Annotated in this window: 20 protein-coding genes; 6 read left to right on the top strand and 14 right to left on the bottom strand. The window is 62.7% G+C overall.

Translation table 11 applies throughout. The features are described 5' to 3' along the window. Positions 1-814: 814 nt before the first annotated feature. Positions 815-2,878 (bottom strand): AsmA family protein, encoded by a 2,064-nt coding sequence (locus tag Q6A47_RS12605; RefSeq protein ID WP_295481533.1) that lies wholly within the window; start codon positions 2,876-2,878, stop codon positions 815-817. A 329-nt stretch (positions 2,879-3,207) separates the two neighbouring features. Between Q6A47_RS12605 and Q6A47_RS12600 the strand changes: the two genes are divergently transcribed. The 4 genes from Q6A47_RS12600 to Q6A47_RS12585 all read left to right on the top strand — a co-directional run bounded on the left by Q6A47_RS12600 (position 3,208) and on the right by Q6A47_RS12585 (position 6,015). Beyond that, positions 3,208-3,618, top strand: a complete 411-nt coding sequence (locus tag Q6A47_RS12600) for a phage infection protein (RefSeq protein ID WP_304484462.1) — start codon at positions 3,208-3,210, stop codon at positions 3,616-3,618. A 182-nt stretch (positions 3,619-3,800) separates the two neighbouring features. Next, complete coding sequence (locus Q6A47_RS12595; RefSeq protein ID WP_029612748.1) at positions 3,801-4,433, top strand: TetR family transcriptional regulator; 633 nt, start codon at positions 3,801-3,803, stop codon at positions 4,431-4,433. A 107-nt stretch (positions 4,434-4,540) separates the two neighbouring features. Next, on the top strand, positions 4,541-5,650 hold the full coding sequence (locus Q6A47_RS12590) for an AGE family epimerase/isomerase (RefSeq protein WP_304484461.1): 1,110 nt from the start codon (positions 4,541-4,543) through the stop codon (positions 5,648-5,650). A 107-nt stretch (positions 5,651-5,757) separates the two neighbouring features. Further along, positions 5,758-6,015, top strand: coding sequence for a hypothetical protein (locus Q6A47_RS12585; RefSeq protein ID WP_304484460.1), 258 nt, complete (start codon positions 5,758-5,760; stop codon positions 6,013-6,015). A 52-nt stretch (positions 6,016-6,067) separates the two neighbouring features. Here the strand turns inward: Q6A47_RS12585 and Q6A47_RS12580 are convergent, their stop codons facing one another. From Q6A47_RS12580 to Q6A47_RS12555, 6 genes are all read right to left on the bottom strand, one after another. Then, entirely contained in the window at positions 6,068-6,835 is a 768-nt protein-coding gene (locus Q6A47_RS12580; RefSeq protein WP_080754788.1) for an SDR family oxidoreductase, read from the bottom strand. A gap of 592 nt (positions 6,836-7,427) precedes the next feature. Beyond that, positions 7,428-8,144, bottom strand: coding sequence for an ABC transporter ATP-binding protein (locus Q6A47_RS12575; RefSeq protein ID WP_039582895.1), 717 nt, complete (start codon positions 8,142-8,144; stop codon positions 7,428-7,430). After that, entirely contained in the window at positions 8,141-9,016 is an 876-nt protein-coding gene (locus Q6A47_RS12570; RefSeq protein ID WP_116887470.1) for an ATP-binding cassette domain-containing protein, read from the bottom strand. Before Q6A47_RS12570 ends, Q6A47_RS12575 begins: the two co-directional genes overlap by 4 nt. Continuing rightward, entirely contained in the window at positions 9,013-10,314 is a 1,302-nt protein-coding gene (gene livM, locus Q6A47_RS12565) for a high-affinity branched-chain amino acid ABC transporter permease LivM (protein ID WP_039582891.1), read from the bottom strand. The genes Q6A47_RS12570 and livM overlap by 4 nt, the downstream gene beginning before the upstream one ends. A gap of 2 nt (positions 10,315-10,316) precedes the next feature. Then, the gene (locus Q6A47_RS12560) at positions 10,317-11,231 is read right to left on the bottom strand and encodes an ABC transporter permease subunit (protein WP_029612753.1); all 915 of its coding nucleotides are present in this window, start codon (positions 11,229-11,231) and stop codon (positions 10,317-10,319) included. A 157-nt stretch (positions 11,232-11,388) separates the two neighbouring features. Further along, on the bottom strand, positions 11,389-12,525 hold the full coding sequence (locus tag Q6A47_RS12555; RefSeq protein ID WP_039582890.1) for a branched-chain amino acid ABC transporter substrate-binding protein: 1,137 nt from the start codon (positions 12,523-12,525) through the stop codon (positions 11,389-11,391). 415 nt (positions 12,526-12,940) lie between these two features. Here Q6A47_RS12555 and pncB point away from each other — a divergent pair, with 415 nt between their 5' ends. After that, positions 12,941-14,146 (top strand): nicotinate phosphoribosyltransferase, encoded by a 1,206-nt coding sequence (gene pncB / locus Q6A47_RS12550; RefSeq protein WP_304484459.1) that lies wholly within the window; start codon positions 12,941-12,943, stop codon positions 14,144-14,146. 3 nt (positions 14,147-14,149) lie between these two features. Next, positions 14,150-14,977, top strand: a complete 828-nt coding sequence (nadE, locus tag Q6A47_RS12545) for an NAD(+) synthase (protein ID WP_029612756.1) — start codon at positions 14,150-14,152, stop codon at positions 14,975-14,977. 140 nt (positions 14,978-15,117) lie between these two features. Here the strand turns inward: nadE and azu are convergent, their stop codons facing one another. The 7 genes from azu to rpsF form a co-directional block, all read right to left on the bottom strand. Then, on the bottom strand, positions 15,118-15,567 hold the full coding sequence (azu, locus tag Q6A47_RS12540; RefSeq protein ID WP_029612761.1) for an azurin: 450 nt from the start codon (positions 15,565-15,567) through the stop codon (positions 15,118-15,120). Between the two features lie 340 nt (positions 15,568-15,907). Then, positions 15,908-18,214, bottom strand: coding sequence for a YgiQ family radical SAM protein (locus Q6A47_RS12535; protein ID WP_304484458.1), 2,307 nt, complete (start codon positions 18,212-18,214; stop codon positions 15,908-15,910). Between the two features lie 122 nt (positions 18,215-18,336). Then, positions 18,337-19,734: a replicative DNA helicase gene (gene dnaB / locus Q6A47_RS12530; RefSeq protein WP_029612763.1), complete on the bottom strand. Its 1,398-nt coding sequence runs from the start codon at positions 19,732-19,734 to the stop codon at positions 18,337-18,339. 112 nt (positions 19,735-19,846) lie between these two features. Next, a complete protein-coding gene (rplI, locus tag Q6A47_RS12525) occupies positions 19,847-20,293 on the bottom strand; it encodes a 50S ribosomal protein L9 (protein ID WP_029612764.1) in 447 nt (148 codons plus the stop codon). A 20-nt stretch (positions 20,294-20,313) separates the two neighbouring features. Then, complete coding sequence (locus tag Q6A47_RS12520) at positions 20,314-21,204, bottom strand: YybS family protein (RefSeq protein WP_029612765.1); 891 nt, start codon at positions 21,202-21,204, stop codon at positions 20,314-20,316. Positions 21,205-21,237: 33 nt separating this feature from the next. Next, positions 21,238-21,468, bottom strand: coding sequence for a 30S ribosomal protein S18 (gene rpsR, locus Q6A47_RS12515; RefSeq protein WP_003249563.1), 231 nt, complete (start codon positions 21,466-21,468; stop codon positions 21,238-21,240). Between the two features lie 28 nt (positions 21,469-21,496). After that, positions 21,497-21,922: a 30S ribosomal protein S6 gene (rpsF, locus tag Q6A47_RS12510; RefSeq protein ID WP_029612766.1), complete on the bottom strand. Its 426-nt coding sequence runs from the start codon at positions 21,920-21,922 to the stop codon at positions 21,497-21,499. Positions 21,923-22,139 lie beyond the last annotated feature (217 nt).

Raw genomic sequence — 22,139 nt, 5'->3', positions numbered from 1 at the left:
CCTGAAAACAGGGCCTTGCACGGATTTTTGTGGGAGCGGCCTTGTGCCGCGATGGGCTGCGCAGCAGCCCCAATGCCAGCACGACAGATCTCAAGTGAACAGCGTTAGCACTGCAGCCTTCTTCAAGCGCATCACTTCTTCGACTTCACCGCAGCCGGCGCCTTGCCAGTCTTCATGCGCTCTAGCAGCGGTATGCATGGATTGGACTCCCACAACGTCCGCGTAACGCCTGAAAACAGAGCCTTGCACGGATTTTGTGGGAGCGGCCTTGTGCCGCGATGGGCTGCGCAGCAGCCCCAATGCCAGCACGACAGATCTCAAGTGAACAGAGTTAGCACTGCAGCCTTCTTCAAGCGCATCACTTCTTCGACTTCACCGCAGCCGGCGCCTTGCCAGCCTTCATGCGCTCTAGCAGCGGTATGCATGGATTGGACTCCCACAACGTCCGCGTACCCCCTGAAAACAGGGCCTTGCACGGATTTTTGTGGGAGCGGCCTTGTGCCGCGATGGGCTGCGCAGCAGCCCCAATGCCAGCACGACAGATCTCAAGTGAACAGCGTTAGCACTGCAGCCTTCTTCAAGCGCATCACTTCTTCGACTTCACCGCAGCCGGCGCCTTGCCAGTCTTCATGCGCTCTAGCAGCGGTATGCATGGATTGGACTCCCACAACGTCCGCGTAACGCCTGAAAACAGGGCCTTGCACGGATTTTTGTGGGAGCGGCCTTGTGCCGCGATGGGCTGCGCAGCAGCCCCAATGCCCGCAATACAGATCTCAAGTGAACAGCGTTAGCACTGCAGCCTTCTTCAAGCGCATCACTTCTTCGACTTCACCGCAGCCGGCGCCTTGCCAGCCTTCATGCGCTCTAGCAGCGGCGTGCACTGGTTAGGCTCACCACCGCTGGGTGCGATCAACGCCAGCAGCCCCGCCGCCGGTCCCACCGCAACGCCCAACGCCACCATGCCTGCCCCGCGCAAGGCCAGGGGCACCGCTTGCACACCGGCACTGGGCTTGGCGAACGCGCCGCGCACGTACAACGGCGACCGCAGCGAGAACAGGCGCAGGCCCTTGGATTCGGGGGTGACTTTCAAATCCAGGCGTTCGGTAGCGAAGTTGGCGGTACCGTTGATGTAGATGATCGCGTTCTCGGTATCGAAGACGAACAGCCGGGTACTGGCCAAGCCATCCTTGATGCCGACGTCGGCCGCCGCGCAGTTGATCTTCACGTCCTCGTCGCCGAACAGCTTGTCCACCACATAGTTGCCGACGTTGAGCCCGGCGATTTCCATCAGGCTGCGGCTGATCGCGCCATCGTTGATCAACAGCCGCAGGTCGCCATTGGAGGTGCCAAGCAGCGCCGCCACCGAGTTGCCGCGCCCGCTGATGTCGGCATCGCCATTGAGCTCGCCGAAACTGGTCTGCATGGGTGCGAAGGTGGGGAACAGCTCCTTGAGCTTGAAGCCGCGCGCGGTCAGGCGGGCGCGGCCCTGCATCGGCACCGAGCGGCCATCCAGACGGATGTTGGCATCGAGGTTGCCACCGGCCACGCCGAAGCGTAGCGGAGTCAGGCGCAGCAGACCGTCTTCCAGCACTACGTGGGCAGACAGGTCCTTGAACGGCAATTGCTCGCTATGGACGATGCGCTTGCCGGCGAAGGTGACGTCGGCGTCCATGGCGCGCCAGCGGTCGGTGCGAAATTCCTCGACCGGCAACACCTTGTCGCCGGGTTGCTTGCTGGCACCGCCGCGGGCTTTCTGTTCGGCGTTGGAATCGGCACCGATCAGCGGCGCCAGGTCCTTGAACAGCAACTGGTTGGAAACCAGCTTGCCGGACAGCTTGGGCCGTGGCTGGCTGGCAACGAAGGCCAGGTCGCCGTGGATGTCGCTGTCGCCGATCTTGCCGTTGAAATCTTCGTAGCGGAAACGCGCGCCGCCGGCGTCGTGCAGGTTGGCGGTGAGGTGACCGTCGGTGGAATAGGCCGGGGTGTCGGGCAAGGTCACGCCGGTCAGTGGATAGAGGTTGCCCAGGCTGCTGCCGGAGAGTTTCAGGCGCAGGTCCAGGGCGCCGAGGTTGCGCGGGTCGGTCAGGGTGCCGGCGACGGCAGCGCGGGTATCGCCCACGCGCGCATCGACTTGCAGCGGGAACGGCTGGCGGCTGTCCTGCAGCGCCAACAGGCCACCGATCTTGCCGGTGGCGTTCACCGCCTGACCTTTGTAGCGACCTTGGGCCTTGAGGCCGAAGGCGTAGTCCTGCGCGCCGCCGGTCTCGTCGGCCTTGGCCTTGCCGACGATCTCGCTGAACGGAATCGGCTTGCCCAGTGGGTCGATCTGCACCTTCATCTGGGTCTTGAGGGTCTGGTCGTCGAAGCTAACATTGCCTTGGTCGAAACCGATGGCGCCGATGTCCAGCACCCACTTCGACGGTTCGGCGTTCTCGTCCTTGGGCCCGAAATCGAAGTTCCAGTTGGCACGGCCATCGGCCAGGCGGGTCAGGCTGGCCGTGGGATGGGTAAGGTCGATGCGCGGAATGGAAATCGTCTGAACCAGCAACGGCAAGGGCGAGAGGCGGAACTCGACCCGCTCCAGACCGACCATCTGCGGCGCCTTGAGCCAGTCCGGGTTGCCCAGCGTCAGGTCTTCGGCGACGAAACGCGGCCACGGCACCCAGGCGCGCCACCCGCCCTCGTCGCGCTCGCGCTGCCAGTGCACGGCCAGGTTGCCATTGATGGCGAAGGGACGGTGCAAGGCTTCAGAGACTTTTTCGTTGAGCAGCGGCTTGATGCGGTTCCAGTCGAAGGTGGCGATCACCACCACCAGTATCACCAGCAAGGCTAGGAGGCTGGCGAGGATCCAGGTGAAGATTCTGGTGGGGCGCGTCATTGCGGGGCTCTCCTGACTGCATGACCTGAAGCGGTGCGGCGTTTGGCGTTCATTAGCTGGGACTGACGAAAGCCGGCAGGGTTTTATCGATGACGGTCATGATAGCGAAGTTTTTCTGACCCACTGCCCAGTTCCAGGGACAGATGCACGCCACCCGCCACCTGATCGGCGCGCTGAACGACGTCCTGAAAAGCCTGCGCTAGAGCCTCCCGCGACGAACATCATTGGCGTTGATTGTTACCATCGACCGTATGAACTTCTCTGCTGAGTTACCGAGCGTAGCATTGCCCTCGTACCCACTTTTCGCATCCCACGAGGAGCACTGAATCATGAAACGCCCACTGTTGCTGAGCCTTGGTCTTTCCCTTCTGGCCGCCAATGCCTTTGCCCTGCCGGCCGCCGAACAACACTTGAGCGGCGAAGCTCGCCCCACCTCGACGGTGATCGCGCAACCCTTGACCCCCCTTGCAGAGGGCGGCTCGGATCGCTTGATCGAACGTAACAACCGCGTGGCCGAAGGCGGCTCGGATCGCTTGATCGAACGCAACGACCGCGTGGCCGAAGGTGGCTCGGATCGCTTGATCGAACGCAACGACCGCGTGGCCGAAGGCGGCTCGGATCGCTTGATCGAACGCAACGACCGCGTAGCCGAAGGCGGCTCGGATCGCTTGATCGAACGCAACGACCGCGTGGCCGAAGGTGGCTCGGATCGTCTGATCGACAGCCGCCGGGTGAGCTGATGCGGTTGGCTGCCGAAGCGACGCAGTCCCACGGCTTTGAGCCTACCCACGTTATTCACGCCAGCATGCCGGGGTTGCCACGCAGCCCCGACTCCCTTCTCTAGACGACATCCCAGGCCATTGACCGCTCTTCGTTTTATTCACTAGAGTGCCCTGCCGTACAGCCTCAGAATTCACCGCCCATGCTGCCGCGCGCCGAACAGAAGCAACAGACCCGCCTGGCCCTGCTCGATGCGGTCTGTCAGCTCATGGAAAGTGGTCGTGGCTTCAGCAGCATCAGCCTGCGCGAAGTGGCCAAGGCCGCCGGCATCGTACCCACCGGCTTCTACCGACACTTCCCCGACATGGACGCCTTGGGCCTGGCCCTGGTGGCCGAGGTCGACGCCACCTTCCGCCACACGATCCGCCTGGTGCGGCACAACGAATTCGAACTGGGCGGTATCACCGACGCTTCGGTGCGCATCTTCCTCGACGTCGTCGCGGCGCATCACGCCCAGTTCCTGTTCCTGGCCCGGGAGCAGTACGGCGGCTCGCAGCCAGTACGCCAAGCCATCGCCCGCCTGCGCGAGGACATCAGCTCGGACCTGGCCACGGACCTGGCACGCATGAAACGCTGGCAACACCTGGACAGCGCCGCCTTGACGGTGATGGCCGACCTGGTGGTCAAGACCGTGTTCGCGACCCTGCCCGAGCTGATCGACACCCCCGATCCGACCTGCCCACAGTCGTTGACGCCCCAGGAAAAGATCACCCAGCAGTTGCGCTTCATCTTCGTCGGCGCACGCCACTGGCAAGGCCTGGGCAATCGGGGATAGGGCAAGCGGCAAGCCAGTGAGTGCCCGGCTTTTTCTTGTCGCTCGCAACTTGCCGCTTGCCGCTAGCTGTTAACATGGCGACCTGCCCGATTGTCACGAGCGTTGCCATGTCCAAGTCCCTTCCTGAACCGTCCGAGCTGACCAACCGCCTGGCCCAGGTCCGTGAGCATTTCGACTCGCGCATCGTGCCGCTGTGGCAAGGGCCGGGCTGGAACGCTGACATGGCCCTGCCCTTCGAGGCGCTCGATGCCGACCACCGTCCTCTGCCCGTGCAGCGCTATCGGGCCATGGCGTGCGCGAGGCAGTTGTACCTGTTCAGCAGCCGCATCGAGCAACCGGGGGCGGCCGAGCGTGCAGCGGCGTTGTTCCGCTCGCTGCAGCGGCACTTCCACGATGCCGAGCACGGTGGCTGGTTCTACAGCATCGCCGCCGACGGCACGCCGCTGGACCGGCGCAAAGACCTGTACACGCATGCCTTCATCGCCTTTGCCTGCGCGCATTACTGGGGGCAGGTGCGCGAGGGACTGGTCGAGTCGACCCTCAACGCTGCCCTGGCGGTGATCGCAGAACGCTTCGCCCGCGACGATGGACTCTACGAGGCGCTGCTGGGTGAGGACTGGTCGGATCTCTCAAGTGGGCCGCTGCAGAATCCGCAAATGCACCTGGCCGAAGCCTTTCTTCAAACCCTGGCAGTGCGCGAGGACACGGCGGTCGAGCAGGCCCTGGTGCAGTTATGCACAGCCCTGCACCGTGACTTCATCGATCCGGCGCATGGCGTGATGATGGAGAAGCCGCTGGCGGCTGTGGATAACTGGTTCGAGCCCGGCCATCAGTTCGAATGGTTGTTCTTGCTCGAGACCTCACCGCTACTGCGCGACAGTGCCTTGCACACGGCCATCGAGCGCGCTTTCAGCTACGCCGAACAGCATGGCGTGCAAGGCAATGCGGTGGTGGCGATGCTCGACATCGACGGCCGCGTGCTCGACGCCACGCAGCGCATCTGGGCCAAGGCCGAGTACCTGCGCGCGCTGACGTTGCGGTCGAACGCCGAACGCCGCCTGGTGAAGCAATTGACAGCCCTGCAGGACGACTTCCTGTACCCGGCCGGTTGGCACGAGTGCCGCGACGCCAGCGGCGCGGTGAGCCGTCACGACATGCCCTCGACCACGCCCTATCACCTGGCCACCGCCTTGCACGGGCTACTGCACATTGGGTGAATGGCAATGAACCCCTGCGTCCCAGTCCTGGCTTGGACCTGACATTTCTACCAGTTTCCGCCTGTGCAAGCGGGTGCTAGGGTCATCTCTCCAATGGAGAAACGATCATGGCTAAGCAGACGCTAGAACAACACCTGCAAGATGAAATTGACGCCACCAGGAAGCAGCACGACGGCGCCAAGATGGAGAAAAACAAGGCGCTCCATGCGCTCAAGCTGAGCTACCTGGAGAGCCTGCAGCGCTACATCAAAGGCGCCGCAACACGGGAGGACGCTGCCTTGGCCGATGTTCTCAACGATATGCTGCAAAGCCAGGGCGTACTGGCCAGCAACCAGACCTTCCGCGACCTCAAGCCGGCTTCTTAGCGTCGCCGGGAATCGCAGGAGATCACGGAGTCTGCACCGCGCCCTGGGGTGGCTAGCCCTTGACGCTGCGGTCGATGGCGAAACCGGCCCAGTCCTGGCTCACCGGCATCAGTTCGAGGGTGTTGATGTTGACGTGGGCGGGCTGGTTGAGCACCCAGAAGACGGTCTCGGCAATGTCCTGCGGCTGGATCGGCTCGGCACCGGCGTAGGTCGCGTCGTAGCGCGCCTGATCGCCACCGAAGCGCACCAGCGAGAACTCGCTTTCGCACAATCCAGGCTCGATGGTGGTGACCCGCACCCCGGTGCCGCGCAGGTCGCAACGCAGGCTCAGAGAGAACTGGCCGACGAACGCCTTGGTGCCGCCATACACATGGCTGCCCGGATACGGATAATTGCCGGCGACGGAGCCGACATTGAGGATGCTGGCGCCACGGCCATGGGCGATCAGGCGGGGCAGCAGCAGTCGGGTGGTGTACATCAGGCCTTTGATGTTGGTGTCGACCATGGTGTCCCAGTCATCCAGGTCGCACTGCGGCGCAGGGTCGGCGCCGAGGGCCAGACCGGCGTTGTTGACCAGGGCCTGAAGCGTGTCGAAGCTTGGCGGCAGGCTGGCGATTGCCGCCTCCATGGCCTGGCGATCGCGCACATCGACCACCAGCCCCAGCACCTCGGTCTTGGCCGATAGCTCGGCGCACAGGGCATCCAGGCGCTCCTTGCGCCGTCCGGTGAGCACCAGTTTCCAGCCGGCCTCGGCAAAGCGGCGGGCGGTGGCTTCGCCGAAACCGGAAGTAGCCCCGGTGATGAATACGGTGGACGTCATGCTGATCTCCTTTGCAGATGGGTCGTCACGGGAGTGGCAGCATGCCCTCAGCGTGGGCTGGCGACAAGCCACAGCGTCACTGGTCAAAATATGTTCAACAGCCTGCATGCCTTATGGCGCAAGGGCTGGCTCAGGCTATGCGCATGTTATCCACAGGGCTTTCCCCACGGATTGGGGGCAATTGTCGAGGTCACGCTCGCCTCTCGGTCCGCCTGAGCAGCCACAATGCGCGCTGACATGGAGGTTCGAGGCTCACACCACGCTGGATGCAGCTGTCTGTCCAGTGGTTGCCCACAGAGTTACCCACAGCCTGGACGAATGGATTCCGAACGGCTGACGACGGCCTGCAGCAGCACCGCTCTGTGAATAAGATCTAATTGGTCAATTAATGAACACTTGCCGCAAACCCTTTATCCATAGGGCGTCTAGCGAGGTGCCACCACGTTTTCCACAGGCAGATCAACATTAATCGTGGAAAAGATCCCACCCGCGTAACGCTGGGTATACGGGGCGCACTCAAGGCCCTCGAAAACGCACGTGCGACAAGTTGTCCACATCGATGCCCGCCCCACGCAGCAGGGCGGGATCCTGTTCAATGGCCGCCCAGATACGCGCTGCGCACCTCATCGTTTACCAACAACTCCTGCCCCGTACCAGTCATGCGAATTTGCCCGTTGACCATCACGTAGGCGCGATCCGACAACTTCAGCGCATGGTTGGCGTTCTGTTCCACCAGAAAGATGGTCATGCCGGTCTGCGCCAGCTCGCGCAGGGTCGAAAAGATCTGCTTGACCACGATCGGTGCCAGCCCCAGCGACGGCTCATCCAGCAGCAGCAGCTTGGGCCGGCTCATCAGCGCCCGGGCGATGGCCAGCATCTGCTGCTCTCCACCGGACATGGTCATCGCCCGCTGGTTGCGCCGCTCCTTCAAACGCGGGAACAGCGCGTACATGCGCTGCATGTCCTCGTCGGCGTGCTTGTCGCCGATGGGGATGGTCCCCATCATCAGGTTTTCCTCGACCGTCATGTCGGGAAACACCCGCCGCCCCTCCGGCGACTGGGCAATGCCATTGGAGGCGATGTAGTGCGACGACTTGCGGGTGATGTCGGTGCCGCGATAGAGAATTTGCCCGGCGCTGGCGCGCGGTTGACCGAAGATCGACATCAGCAGCGTGGACTTGCCCGCACCGTTGGCACCGATCAGGCTGACCGTCTCGCCCTCCTCGATGTGCATCGAGACCTGCTTCAACGCCTGGATCGGGCCGTAGAACACGTCCAGGTCCTTGAGTTCGAGAATGGGTGCACTCATACCAGTTCCTCTTCGTCGGCACCCAGGTAGGCGGCGATCACCGTCGGGTTGTTGCGGATATCCTGCGGCGCCCCTTCGGCGATGACGTTGCCGTGGTCGAGGACGACGATGTGGTCGGAAATGCTCATGACCATGCCCATGTCGTGCTCGATCAGCACCACGGTGATGTCGTGCTCGTCGCGCAGTACACGAATCATGCGGCTCAGGGCCTCGGTCTCCTGCGGGTTGAGGCCGGCAGCCGGCTCGTCCAGACAGATGATCTTGGGCCGTGTGCACATGGCGCGGGCGATTTCCAGGCGGCGCTGCTGACCGTACGACAGCTCGCCGGCCAGGCGGTTGGCGCAATCGACCAGATCGACCACTTCCAGCCAGTAGAACGCATGGTCCAGGGCATCGCTTTCGGCCTGGCGGTAGGCCTTGGTGTTGAGCACACCGGCCAGCAAGTTGCGGTTGACCCACATGTGCTGGGCCACCAACAGGTTTTCCACCACCGACATCTCTTTGAACAGGCGAATGTTCTGGAAGGTCCGCGCCAGGCCAGCACGGTTCACCAAGTGGGTGCCGCCGAACATCTTGTAGTACACGCGACTGGCGAAGCGCGGCAGGGAGAAGAAGTCCGCCGCTTCGAAGCGCTCGCCCAGCAGCTCGATGACATTGGTGCGGGTACCGCGCGCGTGGAGCTCGATGCGTCCGCCACTGGCCTTGTAGAAGCCGGTCAGGCAGTTGAAGACGGTGGTCTTGCCGGCACCATTGGGGCCGATCAGGGCGAAGATCTGGTTGCGGCGCACCTTGAGGCTCACATCGCTGAGCGCCTTGATGCCGCCGAACTGCATCATCAGGTTGTCCACCGAGAGAATGATGTCGTCGCTCATGGCGCCACTCCTTTACGCGGAACCACGCCGGTGCGGCTGATGCGGATCAGCCCGCGCGGTCGCCAGATCATCATCAGCACCATCAGCACGCCGAATAGCAGCACGCGGTATTCGGAGAAGCTGCGCAACAGCTCCGGCGCTACGGTCAGTACGAACGCGGCGATCACCACGCCCACGGTCGAGCCCATGCCGCCGAGCACGACGATGGCCAGGATCAGCGCCGACTCGAAGAAGGTGAACGAAGACGGGTTGACGAAGCCCTGGTAGGTGGCGAAGAACACCCCGGCCAGGCCCGCGGTGGACGCCCCTAAGGTGAAGGCCGAGAGCTTGACCAGGACATGGTTCAGGCCCATCGAGCGGCAGGCGATCTCATCCTCGCGCAGCGCCTCCCAGGCGCGCCCCACCGGCATGCGGGTCAGCCGGTGCTTGATGTACAGCACCGCCAGCACCACCAGGAACAGCACGATGTAGATGAACAGGAACTTGTAGTTGGCGTTGTATTCCAGGCCGAAGAACTCGTGGAACGGCACCCCGCCGTCCTTGGCCCGGCGGCCGAACTCCAGGCCGAAGAAGGTCGGCGACGGTGCCGGCATGCCATTCGGACCACCAGTGAAGGACAGCCAGTTGTTCAGCACCAGACGGATGATCTCGCCGAAGCCCAGGGTCACGATGGCCAGGTAGTCGCCATGCATGCGCAACACCGGGAAACCGAGGATGCAGCCGGCCAGGGCGGCGGCGATGGCCGCCAGCGGCAGCACGCTCCAGAAGCCCAGCCCCAGGTACTGGTAGCCCAGCGCCAGGCCATAGGCACCGATGGCGTAGAACGCCACGTAGCCCAGGTCGAGCAACCCGGCCAGGCCGACCACGATGTTCAGGCCCAAGCCCAGCAGCACGTAGATCAGCCCGAGGATGACCACGGTCAGCAGGTACTTGTTGGCGAAGATCGGAAAGACGATGGCGATCACGATCAGCGCCGGAATGATGTAGCGCAGGCGCGATTTGTAGTTGGGCGCCAGCACGTGCACGCCGGAGCCGCCGTTGTCGAAGCCCTGCTGCAAGCGCTGGCCGGCGGCGCTTTGCAGGAACAGGCTGAGTAACAGGCGGCCGATCATCACGGTGCCGACCAACCAGGCCACGCGCCTAGGCTCGGCGTTGAAGCTGTAGCCGTCGAGGACCACGCCGACCACCGGGCCGAAGACGATGAGCGCCAGCAGACCGGCGACGAGGGTTTCCACGAGGCTGCGCTTGATGTCGAAGCCGTTGCGGGTGGAGACAGGGGCAGTATGGGCAATGGACATGTTCACACCTTGGCCACGAGTGGGCGGCCCAACAGGCCTTGTGGACGGAAGATGAGGATCAGCACCAGCAGCGAGAAGCTGAACACATCCTTGTAGTCGGAGTTGATCAGCCCCGAGAACAGCGACTCGGAGATGCCCAGGATGATCCCGCCGAGCATGGCCCCCGGCAGCGAGCCGATGCCACCAAGCACCGCGGCGGTAAAGGCCTTGATGCCGATGATGAAGCCGGCGTAGAAATCGAAGGTGCCGTAGTTCAAGGTGATCAGCACACCGGCCAACGCGGCCATGACCGCGCCGATGACGAACACATAGGAGATCACCCGGTCGGTGTTGATACCCAGGATCGAGGCCATCTTGCGGTCCTGCTGGGTGGCCCGGCACATGCGCCCGAGCTTGGTGTACTTGATGATGTAGGTGAGCAGGGCCATGCCCGCGAACGCAGCGACCAGGATGAACACCTTGGTGTAGGTGAGCTGGACGAAGCCACTGCCGATGTCGACGCGCCAGGCGCCTTCGAGCAGGGTCGGCACGCCTTGCTGGCGGGCGCCCTGGCTGATCTGCGCGTAGTTCTGCAGGATCAGCGAAATGCCGATGGCGCTGATCAGCGGCGCCAGGCGGGTGGAGTTGCGCAGCGGCTTGTAGGCGATGCGCTCGATGGTGAAGCCATAGACGCCGGTGACGACGATGGTGAACAACAGCGTGCCGAGCATGAGCAGCGGGAAGGACTCGATGCCGAAGTAGGCCAGCAATGCCAGGCTGATCGCCGCGAGGTACGCGGAGATCATGTACACCTCGCCGTGCGCGAAGTTGATCATGCCGATGATGCCATAGACCATTGTGTAGCCGATGGCGATCAGACCATAGACCGACCCGAGGGTCAGGCCGTTGATCAGTTGCTGCAGGAAAATCCCATCCATAACGCAATCTCACCTGTCGAGATTGCACGAGCGCCGACCACGGCGGGGGCAAGGGTGACACGACCCTCGCCGCGCAGGACTGTGCAGATCTACGGATAAAGTACGGACACCGCGCAGCCAGGCCCGGCGCCTTCCGGCGACCGGGCCGCGGCCGTTGTTATTGTTGTTTTTCGAGCTGGTGGTACTTGCCGTTGGCATCCCACTGGTAGACCACGTAGTCGGAGACGGTCAGGTCACCCTTGGCATCCCACTTCTTCTCGCCCATGACGGTCTTGACCGGGTTGGCCTTGAGCCACTTGGCAGCGTCTTCGCCTTTGTTCGACTTGGCGCCGTTGAAGGCCGCAGCCAGGGCCTGCAGCGAAGCGTAGGCGTAGAGGGTGTAGCCTTCAGGCTCGGTGCCGGCCTTGCGGAACTCCTCGACCACGGCCTTGCTGTCGGGCAGCAGGCGCGGGTCGGCGCCGAAAGTCATGTACACGCCGTTGGTGTACTGGGCGCCGCCGGCGGTGGAGACCAGCTCGTCGGTGACGATGCCGTCGTCGGACATGAACGCCACGTCCTTCAGGCCCTGCTCGCGCAGTTGGCGCACCAGAGGGCCGGCTTCCGGGTGCAGGCCGCCGAAATACACCACATCGGCACCGGCCGCGCGAATCTTGGTCACCACGGCGCTGAAGTCCTTCTCGCCACGGGTCAGGCCCTCGTAGAGCACCGGCTTGATGCCGCGCTTCTCCAGTTGCGCCTTGGTCGCGTCCGCCAGGCCCTGGCCATAGGTGTCCTTGTCGTGCAGCACGGCGACCTTCTTGCCCTTGAGCACATCGACGATGTAGTTGCCGGCGACGATGCCCTGCTGGTCGTCACGACCGCACATGCGGAACATGGCCGACAGGCCGCGCTCGGTGACCTGCGGGTTGGTCGAACCTGGCGTGATGGCGATCACCCCGGCTTCGTCGTACACCTCGGAGGCAGGAATGGTATTGGAGGAGCAGAAATGCCCGACCACACCGATCACCTTGTCCTGATCGACCAGACGGTTGGCTACGGCCACGGCCTGCTTCGGCTCGCAGGCATCGTCGCCCTTGACCAGCACGATCTGCTCGCCATTGATGCCGCCGGCCTTGTTGATCACATCGGCCGCCGCTTGCGCACCTTTCATGTATTGCTCGCCAAACGCTGCGTTGGCCCCGGTCATCGGGCCCGCCACGCCGATCTTCACGTCGGCTTGTGCATACGAAGAAACACCCAGTGCCGTTGCCACGGCCAGTGCCAGGAAACCTTTCTTGTAAAACGTCTGCGACATGAGGTGGTGCTCCTAGAGTTTTTTTAGTTGGCACTACAACTTCATCAACACGATGCTCCGAGCAAGGGCCGTGCCATCGGTTTTATCTGACGGAACGAGAGCTGCCTCAGACAACGCCCCACGCCCTGTAGGACGTTTCTTTATTGACCGTGCAACCGTCTAGCACCGGCGAAGCGCCACCTCCCTCGCCAGACAGGCGCAACCCATGGGTGCCATCATTGCAACCAGCACAGGCAGCCATGTGCAACCTGCGCGTAACGGTGCGACGTCACCGAAGTGCACACCGCTGGTGCACGAGTGCTACAGACAGGCACCGTTTCAAGGCTGTGACCAACCCCGCAACCTCTGCTTCCATTCCCGCGCAGTCGCCGAACCCTGGCACAATGAGCGCCAATCGCCGCCCTGGAGCCATTCAATGAGCGAGAGCGCATTCGCTGAGCGCATCGTGCACAACCTGCTCGACACCGATTTCTACAAGCTCACCATGATGCAGGCCGTGTTGCACAACTACCCGGACGCCGACGTGGAATGGGAATTCCGCTGCCGCAACGGCGAGGACCTGCGGCCTTACTTGAGCGAAATCCGCCAGCAGATCGAACAGTTGGCCGACCTGACCCTCGATGACGGCCAGATGCAGTTCCTGGAACGCATCAGCTTTCTCAAGCCCGACTTCCTGCGCTTCCTGCGCCTGTTCCGCTTCAACCTGCGCTACCTGCACCTGGGCATCGAGCATGACCAACTGTTCCTGCGCCTGCGTGGCCCCTGGCTGCATGTGATCCTGTTCGAAGTGCCGCTGCTGGCGATCATCAGCGAGATGCGCAACCGTCACCTGCACCCGCAAATGCCACTGAGTGCGGCGAGCGAGCAGTTGCAGCGCAAGTTCGACTGGCTGCGTAGCAATGCCAGCGAGGAGGAATTGAGCCAGTTGCAGGTCGCCGACTTCGGCACCCGTCGGCGCTTCTCCAGCCGCGTGCAGGAGCAGGTGGTGCGCATGATGCGCGACGACTTCCCAGGGCGTTTCGTTGGCACCAGCAACGTCGATCTGGCCTGGAAGCTGGACATCAAGCCGCTGGGCACCATGGCCCATGAGTGGATCATGGCCCACCAGCAGCTCGGTCCACGGCTGATCGACAGCCAGATCGCCGCGCTGGACTGCGGGGTTCGCGAGTACCGCGGGCTGCTGGGCATCGCCCTGACCGATTGCATCACCATGGATGCGTTTCTCGGCGACTTCGACCTGTATTTCGCCAAGCTCTTCGACGGCCTGCGCCACGATTCCGGCGAGCCGGTGGCCTGGGCGGAAAAAGCCATCGCCCACTACCGCAAGCTGGGCATCGATCCGATGACCAAGACCCTGGTGTTCTCCGACGGCCTGGACCTGCCCCGCGCCCTGGGCATCTTCCGCGCCCTGCGCGGTCGGATCAACGTCAGCTTCGGCATCGGCACCAACCTGACCTGCGACATACCGGGCGTGGCGCCGATGAGCATCGTGCTTAAAATGACCGACTGCAACGGCTCGCCGGTGGCGAAGATCTCCGACGAGGCGGCCAAGACCCAATGCCGCGACGACAATTTCGTCGCTTACCTGCGTCACGTATTCAAAGTCCCCAGCAAGGAGTAACCCATGCAAGCCGTCCAGCAGGAAATTGCCCAGGCGCTCAAGGTGCAGCCGCCTTTCGCCGACGCCGCCGCGCTCGAGCAGGAAGTGGCCCGGCGCGTGGCCTTCATCAAGGACTGCCTGGCCAACGCCCGGCTCAAGACACTGGTGCTGGGCATCAGCGGCGGCGTCGATTCGCTGACCGCCGCCCTGCTCGCCCAGCGCGCCATCACCGAGCTGCGCAGTGAAACCGGTGACAAGGCCTACACCTTCATCGCCGTGCGCCTGCCCTACCAGGTGCAGCATGACGAACACGACGCCCAGGCTTGCCTTGCGGTGATCAAGCCCGACGAAGTGCATACCGTCGATATCGCCCCGGCGGTGAAGGCCCTGGCCGCCGAAGTGGAAGAACTGAAGCACGGCTCGCCCACCCTGGTGGACTTCGTGGTCGGCAACGTCAAGGCGCGCACCCGCATGGTCGCCCAGTACACCCTCGCCGGCGCTCGCGCGGGCCTGGTGATCGGTACTGACCACGCGGCCGAAGCGGTGATGGGCTTCTTCACCAAGTTCGGCGATGGCGCCTGCGACCTCACCCCGCTGGCGGGACTCGTGAAAAACCAGGTGCGGGCGATCGCTCGCCACTTTGGCGCGCCGGAGTCGCTGGTGGAGAAGGTGCCGACGGCTGACCTCGAAGACCTGGAGCCGGGCAAGCCCGACGAAGCGGCTCACGGCGTCACCTATCAAGAGATCGATGCCTTCCTGCAGGGCCAGCCGGTGCGACAGGAGGCGTTCGACATCATCGTCGCCACCTACCGCAAGACCCAGCACAAGCGCGAGCAGCCCTACGCACCCTGAGGCGCGCGACTGGCCAGCCTGTTCGTGGCGCTTGCCGTGAGCCGACTGGCCACTCAATAGGTCCAGGCCGTTGTGCACAACCCCGTAAAACAGCGGGGCCGCATAGCGGCCCCGACGATTTCAACGGTACAGCGCGTGGCTTACTTCACCACCACCTTGCCCTTCATCATGGTCACGTGGCCTGGGAAGGTGCAGAAGAAGCTGTAGTCACCGCCCGCTTCCAGCTTGGAGGTGTCGAACTTCACCTCGGTCTCTTTTTCCGGCGCGCCGATCAGCTTGGTGTGGGCGATGATCGCGGCGTTGTCGGCCTTGATGTAGTCCTTGTCCAGGCCTTGGCTCATGCCTTCGGTGGCGATGGCCTGCATGTCGGCCGTCTTGCTGATCACCAGGTTGTGACCCATGACGTTCTTCGGCAGGTTGCCGGAGTGGGTCAGCTTGACGGTGAACTCCTTGCAGCTCTTGTCGACCGTGAATTCCTTGGTGTTGTAGCTCATCTGGTCGGTGGAATCGACGGTGACCGAGCACTCGGCGGCGAAGACAGAGGCACTGGCGAGGGTCAGCAGGGATACCGCTACAGCTTTCGCAAACATCGTGAATCTCCTTGGCGAGGGTTATCCATTGCCAGACTGCCTGAAACCGACCAGGCCCTTGCTGACATGGGTCAAGGGCTATCAATAGGCCAGCCAGTAGCATTGTTCAATGGATTGTATACAAAATTTCTAAGAGCACATCATGCCTGCTTGATAGACGATGGGACAACCCATCATTTAGGAGCGAGTGCGATGAATTTAGGAAATTTCATGCGCGGCCTGTTGGCCGCCTATGCATGCGGGGCTACAGGCGCGGCGCTTTACGAGTTTGCCCGGCCGGAGTGATGCGACGCCTTCACGGGAATGAAAAAGGGCTGCGAGGCAGCCCTTGGCAGGTGGATCAGCGCGGAATCACTGGCTGACGCGGCTTCTTGCCTTTGCCGCCCTTGCCGCCTTTGGCCGCTTCCTTGCGCTCTTTGGCCGCCTGTTGATTACGGGCGAACGCTTCGGCCTTGGCTTTCTCACGCTTGTCCCACGGCTTGCTGCCATCGCTGGCGCGCGGCGGCAGGCCGCTGTGCTGGGTCAGGATCTTCTGTTCCTTGGCCACCTTGTGACTGCCGGCAGGCGTGGAGTTCTTGCGTCGCGCGCTCTGGTAACTGTCGCTTTGCGGCTGGTGCAGCGGGATCAGCTGATGCTTGCCCGGACCGATCAGATCGGCGCGGCCCATGCGCGTCAGCGCTTCGCGCAACATCGGCCAGCCCTTGGGGTCGTGATAACGCAGGAACGCCTTGTGCAGCCGGCGCTGCTCGTCGCTCTTGACGATCTCCACGCCTTCGCTCTTGTAGGTCACTTTGCGCAGCGGGTTCTTGCCCGAGTGGTACATGGCCGTGGCCGAGGCCATGGGCGATGGATAGAAAGCCTGCACCTGGTCGGCACGGAAGCCGTTGCCCTTGAGCCACAGGGCCAGGTTCATCATGTCTTCGTCGGTGGTACCCGGGTGGGCCGCGATGAAGTACGGGATCAGGTACTGCTCCTTGCCCGCCTCCTTGGAGAACTTCTCGAACATGCGCTTGAAGCGGTCATAGGTGCCGATGCCCGGCTTCATCATCTTGTCCAACGGACCGCGCTCGGTGTGCTCCGGAGCGATCTTCAGGTAGCCGCCGACATGGTGGGTCACCAGTTCCTTCACGTACTCAGGCGACTCCACCGCCAGGTCGTAACGCAGGCCCGAGGCGATCAGAATCTTCTTCACCCCTGGCAACGCCCGCGCCTTGCGGTACAGCGAAATCAGCGAGCTGTGGTCGGTGTTGAGGTTCTCGCAGATGCCGGGGAACACGCAAGACGGCTTGCGGCAGTGCTTCTCGATCTCGTGGCTCTTGCAGGCGATGCGGTACATGTTGGCGGTCGGGCCGCCGAGGTCGGAGACCACGCCGGTGAAGCCCGGTACCTTGTCACGCATCTCCTCGATCTCGTGCAGGATCGACTCGTGGGAGCGGTTCTGAATGATGCGGCCTTCGTGCTCGGTGATCGAGCAGAAGGTGCAGCCGCCGAAGCAGCCGCGCATGATGTTGACCGAGAAACGGATCATCTCGTAGGCCGGGATGCGCTCCTTGCCGTAGGCCGGATGCGGCACACGGGCGTAGGGCATGCCGAACACGTAGTCCATTTCCTCGGTGCTCATGGGAATGGGCGGCGGGTTGAACCAGACATCCGCATCGCCATGCTTCTGCACCAGGGCGCGGGCGTTACCGGGGTTGGTTTCCAGGTGCAGCACACGGTTGGCGTGGGCGTAGAGCACCGGGTCGTTGCGCACCTTCTCGAACGACGGCAGGCGGATCACCGACTTCTCGCGGGTCACCCGCGGGCTGTCGAGAATCTGCACCACCTTGGCTTCGTTCGGGTCTTCCACCTCGCCCTTTGCCTGCTCGATGGCACAGGCCTGGGTGTCCTGGGTGTTGACGTAGGGGTTGATGATCTTGTCGACCCGACCCGGACGGTCGATACGCGTAGAATCGATTTCGTACCAGCCCTCCGGCGTGTCGCGGCGCACGAAGGCGGTGCCGCGCACATCGGTGATCGACTCGATGCTCTCGCCACCGGACAGGCGCTGGGCCACTTCCACCACGGCGCGCTCGGCGTTGCCGAACAGCAGGATGTCGGCACAGGCGTCGATCAGGATCGAGTGGCGGACCTTGTCCTGCCAGTAATCGTAGTGGGCGATACGGCGCAGCGAGGCCTCGATGCCACCGAGCACGATCGGCACATGCTTGTAGGCCTCCTTGCAGCGCTGGCTGTAGACCAGGCTGGCGCGATCGGGACGGCTGCCGGCCAGACCGCCTGGGGTGTAGGCGTCGTCGGAGCGCACCTTCTTGTCGGCGGTGTAGCGGTTGATCATCGAATCCATGTTGCCGGCCGCGACACCGAAGAACAGGTTCGGCTCGCCGAGCTTCATGAAGTCGTCTTTGGACTGCCAGTTCGGCTGGGCGATGATGCCGACGCGAAAGCCTTGGGCTTCCAGCAGGCGACCAATGATGGCCATGCCGAACGACGGATGGTCGACGTAGGCGTCGCCGGTCACGATGATGATGTCGCAGGAATCCCAGCCGAGCTGATCCATCTCCTCCCTGCTCATGGGCAGGAACGGCGCTGGCCCGAAGCATTCGGCCCAGTACTTGGGATAGTCGTAGAGTGGTTTGGCTGCTTGCATGTCAGTGACCGGTTCTAATGTGCAGGGAAATCGCGGGCGCGGAATATAGCACAAATTTTGATCAAATCCGACGATAGCGGTCGGATTCATGGCGATGGCGAAACACCACCCGCCGGCGCGGGTTACTCGTCGTCGTCGAAGTTGTACATGCCCGGGGCGAGGTTCTCGAAGCGGGTGTATTTGCCGATGAAGGCCAGGCGCACGAAGCCGATGGGGCCGTTACGCTGCTTGCCGATGATGATCTCGGCGACCCCCTTGTGCTCGGTCTCGGGGTGATAAACCTCGTCGCGGTAGACGAACATGATCACGTCGGCGTCCTGCTCGATCGCTCCGGATTCACGCAAGTCGGAGTTGACCGGGCGCTTGTTCGGGCGCTGCTCGAGGGAGCGGTTGAGCTGCGACAGGGCGATGACCGGGCAGTTGAATTCCTTGGCCAGGGCCTTGAGCGAGCGGGAGATCTCGGAGATCTCGTTGGTGCGGTTGTCGCCGGCCGAGCCCGGGATCTGCATGAGCTGCAGGTAGTCGACCATGATCAGCGCGATCTCGCCGTGCTCGCGGGCCAGGCGGCGGGTGCGCGCACGCATTTCCGAAGGGCTGATACCGGCGGTGTCGTCGATGAACAGCTTGCGGTCGTTGAGCAGGTTGACCGCCGAGGTGAGGCGCGGCCAGTCATCGTCGTCCAGTTGGCCGGAGCGCACCTTGGTCTGGTCGATGCGACCGAGCGAGGAAAGCATACGCATGATCAACGATTCACCGGGCATCTCCAGGGAGAACACCAGCACCGCCTTGTCGCTGCGCAGCACGGCGTTCTCCACCAGGTTCATGGCGAAGGTGGTCTTGCCCATCGACGGACGGCCCGCGACGATCACCAGGTCGGCCGGCTGCAGGCCGCTGGTCTTTTCATCCAGGTCGGTGAAGCCGGTGGATACACCGGTAATGTCGCTGTCGGAGTTGAACAGGGTGTCGATACGGTCGATGGCCTTGGTCAACAGCTCGTTGACGCCGACCGGACCACCGGTCTTGGGCCGCGCTTCGGCGATCTGGAAGATTTGCCGTTCGGCATCGTCGAGGATCTCTTCGGCGTTGCGCCCCTGAGGGTTGAAGGCGTTGTCGGCGATGTCGGTGCTGATGCTGATCAGTTGGCGCAGCGTGGCACGTTCGCGGATGATCGCCGCGTAGGCCTTGATGTTGGCCACCGACGGCGTGTTCTTGGCCAACTCCGCCAGGTAGGCCAGGCCGCCGACCTGGGTGGACAGGCCTTCCTTGTCCAACTGTTCGTGCAGGGTGACCACGTCGAACGGCTGGTTGGCATCGGCCAACTTGTGCACGGCGCGGAAGATCAGGCGGTGATCATGTCGATAGAAATCGCCATCGGACACTTGATCCAGCACCCGCTCCCAGGCGTTGTTGTCCAGCATCAGACCACCGAGCACGGCCTGTTCGGCCTCGATGGAGTGCGGCGGCACCTTCAGGGAAGCAGTCTGCAGGTCGAGCTGTTCGGGATGGGTAATCTCGTTCATGGCCACGCAAGAATTCTGAGGAATTTAAAAAGACAAAGGGCACGGCCTGTCAGACAGGACCGTGCCCGATGTTAACCGCCTGGCCCGCGAGGGGCCAGCCGATCAGCGCAGCTTAGGCCGCTACGACGACCACACGTACGGTGGCTTCGACGTCGCTGTGCAGGTGCACGGCTACATCGTATTCGCCAACCTGACGGATGGTGCCGTTCGGCAGACGCACTTCAGCTTTGGCCACTTCAACGCCGGAGGCGGTCAGGGCATCAGCGATGTCGTGGGTGCCGATCGAACCGAACAGCTTGCCTTCGTCGCCAGCGGTGGCAGTGATGGTCACTTCCAGCTCGGCCAGTTGGGCAGCACGGCTTTCAGCCGAAGCTTTCTTGTCGGCAGCGGCTTTTTCCAGCTCGGCACGACGCTCTTCGAATGCAGCCAGGTTGGCGGCGGTCGCAGCGGTAGCCTTGCCGAATGGCAGCAGGAAGTTGCGGCCGTAGCCAGCCTTAACATTTACTTTGTCGCCCAGGTTGCCCAGGTTGGCGACTTTTTCCAGCAGGATCAGTTCCATTTGGTAAAACCTCTTAACTTTTAACCTTCACCGTTCGCGGGATCATTCCCCTTCGGGGAGTGGCGACCGCGAAAATCAATCAGGCTGTCGACAATGGCCAGGACCACGAGCAACGGATAGGTCAGCTGCATGAACAGCACCAGCGTGACGTACAACCCCACCAGCCAGAACTTGGCCAGGCGTTTCTGGGCCACCAGCCCATGCAGCAGGGCGATGCCCGCGAACATGAGCGGCACACTGCACAGTGGCGTGAGCAGGGCGACGGCGGAACCGAAGTTCGGCCCGAACACCATGCACGCCAGCAGCACCAGTGCCGGCACCCGAGGTATGCGCACCGCGTGAAATTCGCGGCCGAACCCTCCAGGGTTGTACAACGCGGCCTGCCAGTACCGCCCCAACATCAGGGCCAGTACGCTGACGACCTGCAGCAACGCTGCAATCAGGCCATTGAGCACCGGTACGATGAGTGCTCCAAGGTGTGCCTGCTCCTCCACCGACAACTGCTGGTAGAGACCGTCGAGCATCTGCGGCAGGGCTTTTTCAAGCGCTCGCGCCAGAGCTTCGATCGGTTCGCGGAACACTGAACCGAGGATGACACCGTACAACAGGCCCAGGGCGATGCTGGACAACAGCACCCGGTTCCAGGAATGCCCGGCGCGCAACAGCGCGGCCAGCCCCAACGTCCCCAGCAGCACCATCAAGGTGCGCGGCTCGCCGAAGATCCACCAGGCCAGTGCGGGCAAAATGCCCCACACGATGACCGAGGATGCGTCCTTGAAACCACGCCGCAGGAACACCAGGCTCCCGGCGGCGGCACTCAACCAGAACAACAGCGGCATTGCCGCACAACCAGCCACCACGACAGTGGCCTGCACGCGACCGCGCATGATGAAATCAGCCAACGCTCGCATGCCTATCCCTTACTGCTTGTCGACGACCCGGTCTCAGCGGCCGTGGCTGTCGGTGTAAGGCAGCAGGGCCAGGAAGCGGGCGCGCTTGATAGCGGTAGCCAGCTGACGCTGATAACGAGCTTTGGTACCAGTGATACGGCTTGGAACGATCTTGCCGGTTTCGGATACGTAAGCTTTCAGGGTGTTGAGATCTTTGAAGTCGATCTCTTTCACGTCTTCAGCAGTGAAGCGGCAGAATTTACGACGACGGAAGAAACGTGCCATTTAATAGGCTCCTCTAAAGGTCCGTGGATTACTCGTCAGCGTTATCGCTGGAGTCGCTGTCATTGCTGTCGTCGCCGTCGGCGGAGTCAGCATGCTCAGGACGCTCGCGACGCTCACGGCGCTCGCTGCGGTTCTCTTCAGCCTTCAGCATCTCGGACTGGCCGGTAACGGCTTCGTCGCGACGGATGACCAGGTTACGGATCACGGCATCGTTGTAGCGGAAGTTGTCTTCCAGCTCGGCCAGGGCCTTGCCGGTGCACTCAACGTTCAGCATCACGTAGTGAGCCTTGTGAACATTGTTGATTGCGTAGGCCAGTTGACGACGGCCCCAGTCTTCCAGGCGGTGGATCTTGCCACCATCTTCTTCGATCAGCTTGGTGTAACGCTCGACCATGCCGCCGACTTGCTCGCTCTGGTCCGGGTGAACCAGGAAGATGATTTCGTAATGACGCATGAATGCTCCTTACGGGTTAGTAGTCTGCCAGCGAATCTGGTCAGACAAGGAGTGAATGACACTGTGTGTCTCGCCCTGAGGGGAGGCGCATGCGCACCTGCCAGCGTGGCAAGGGGCGCAATTGTAGAGAAGGCCGATCGGACAAGCAAGGCGATTGGCGATTATTTGAACAATCGCCAACAGACTTCTCGAACCCTCAAGATCCGGGGCGCGATGC

Source organism: Pseudomonas boreofloridensis (assembly GCF_030580795.1).
Lineage (GTDB): Bacteria > Pseudomonadota > Gammaproteobacteria > Pseudomonadales > Pseudomonadaceae > Aquipseudomonas > Aquipseudomonas boreofloridensis.
This window is presented reverse-complemented; position numbering and strand designations above follow the sequence as displayed.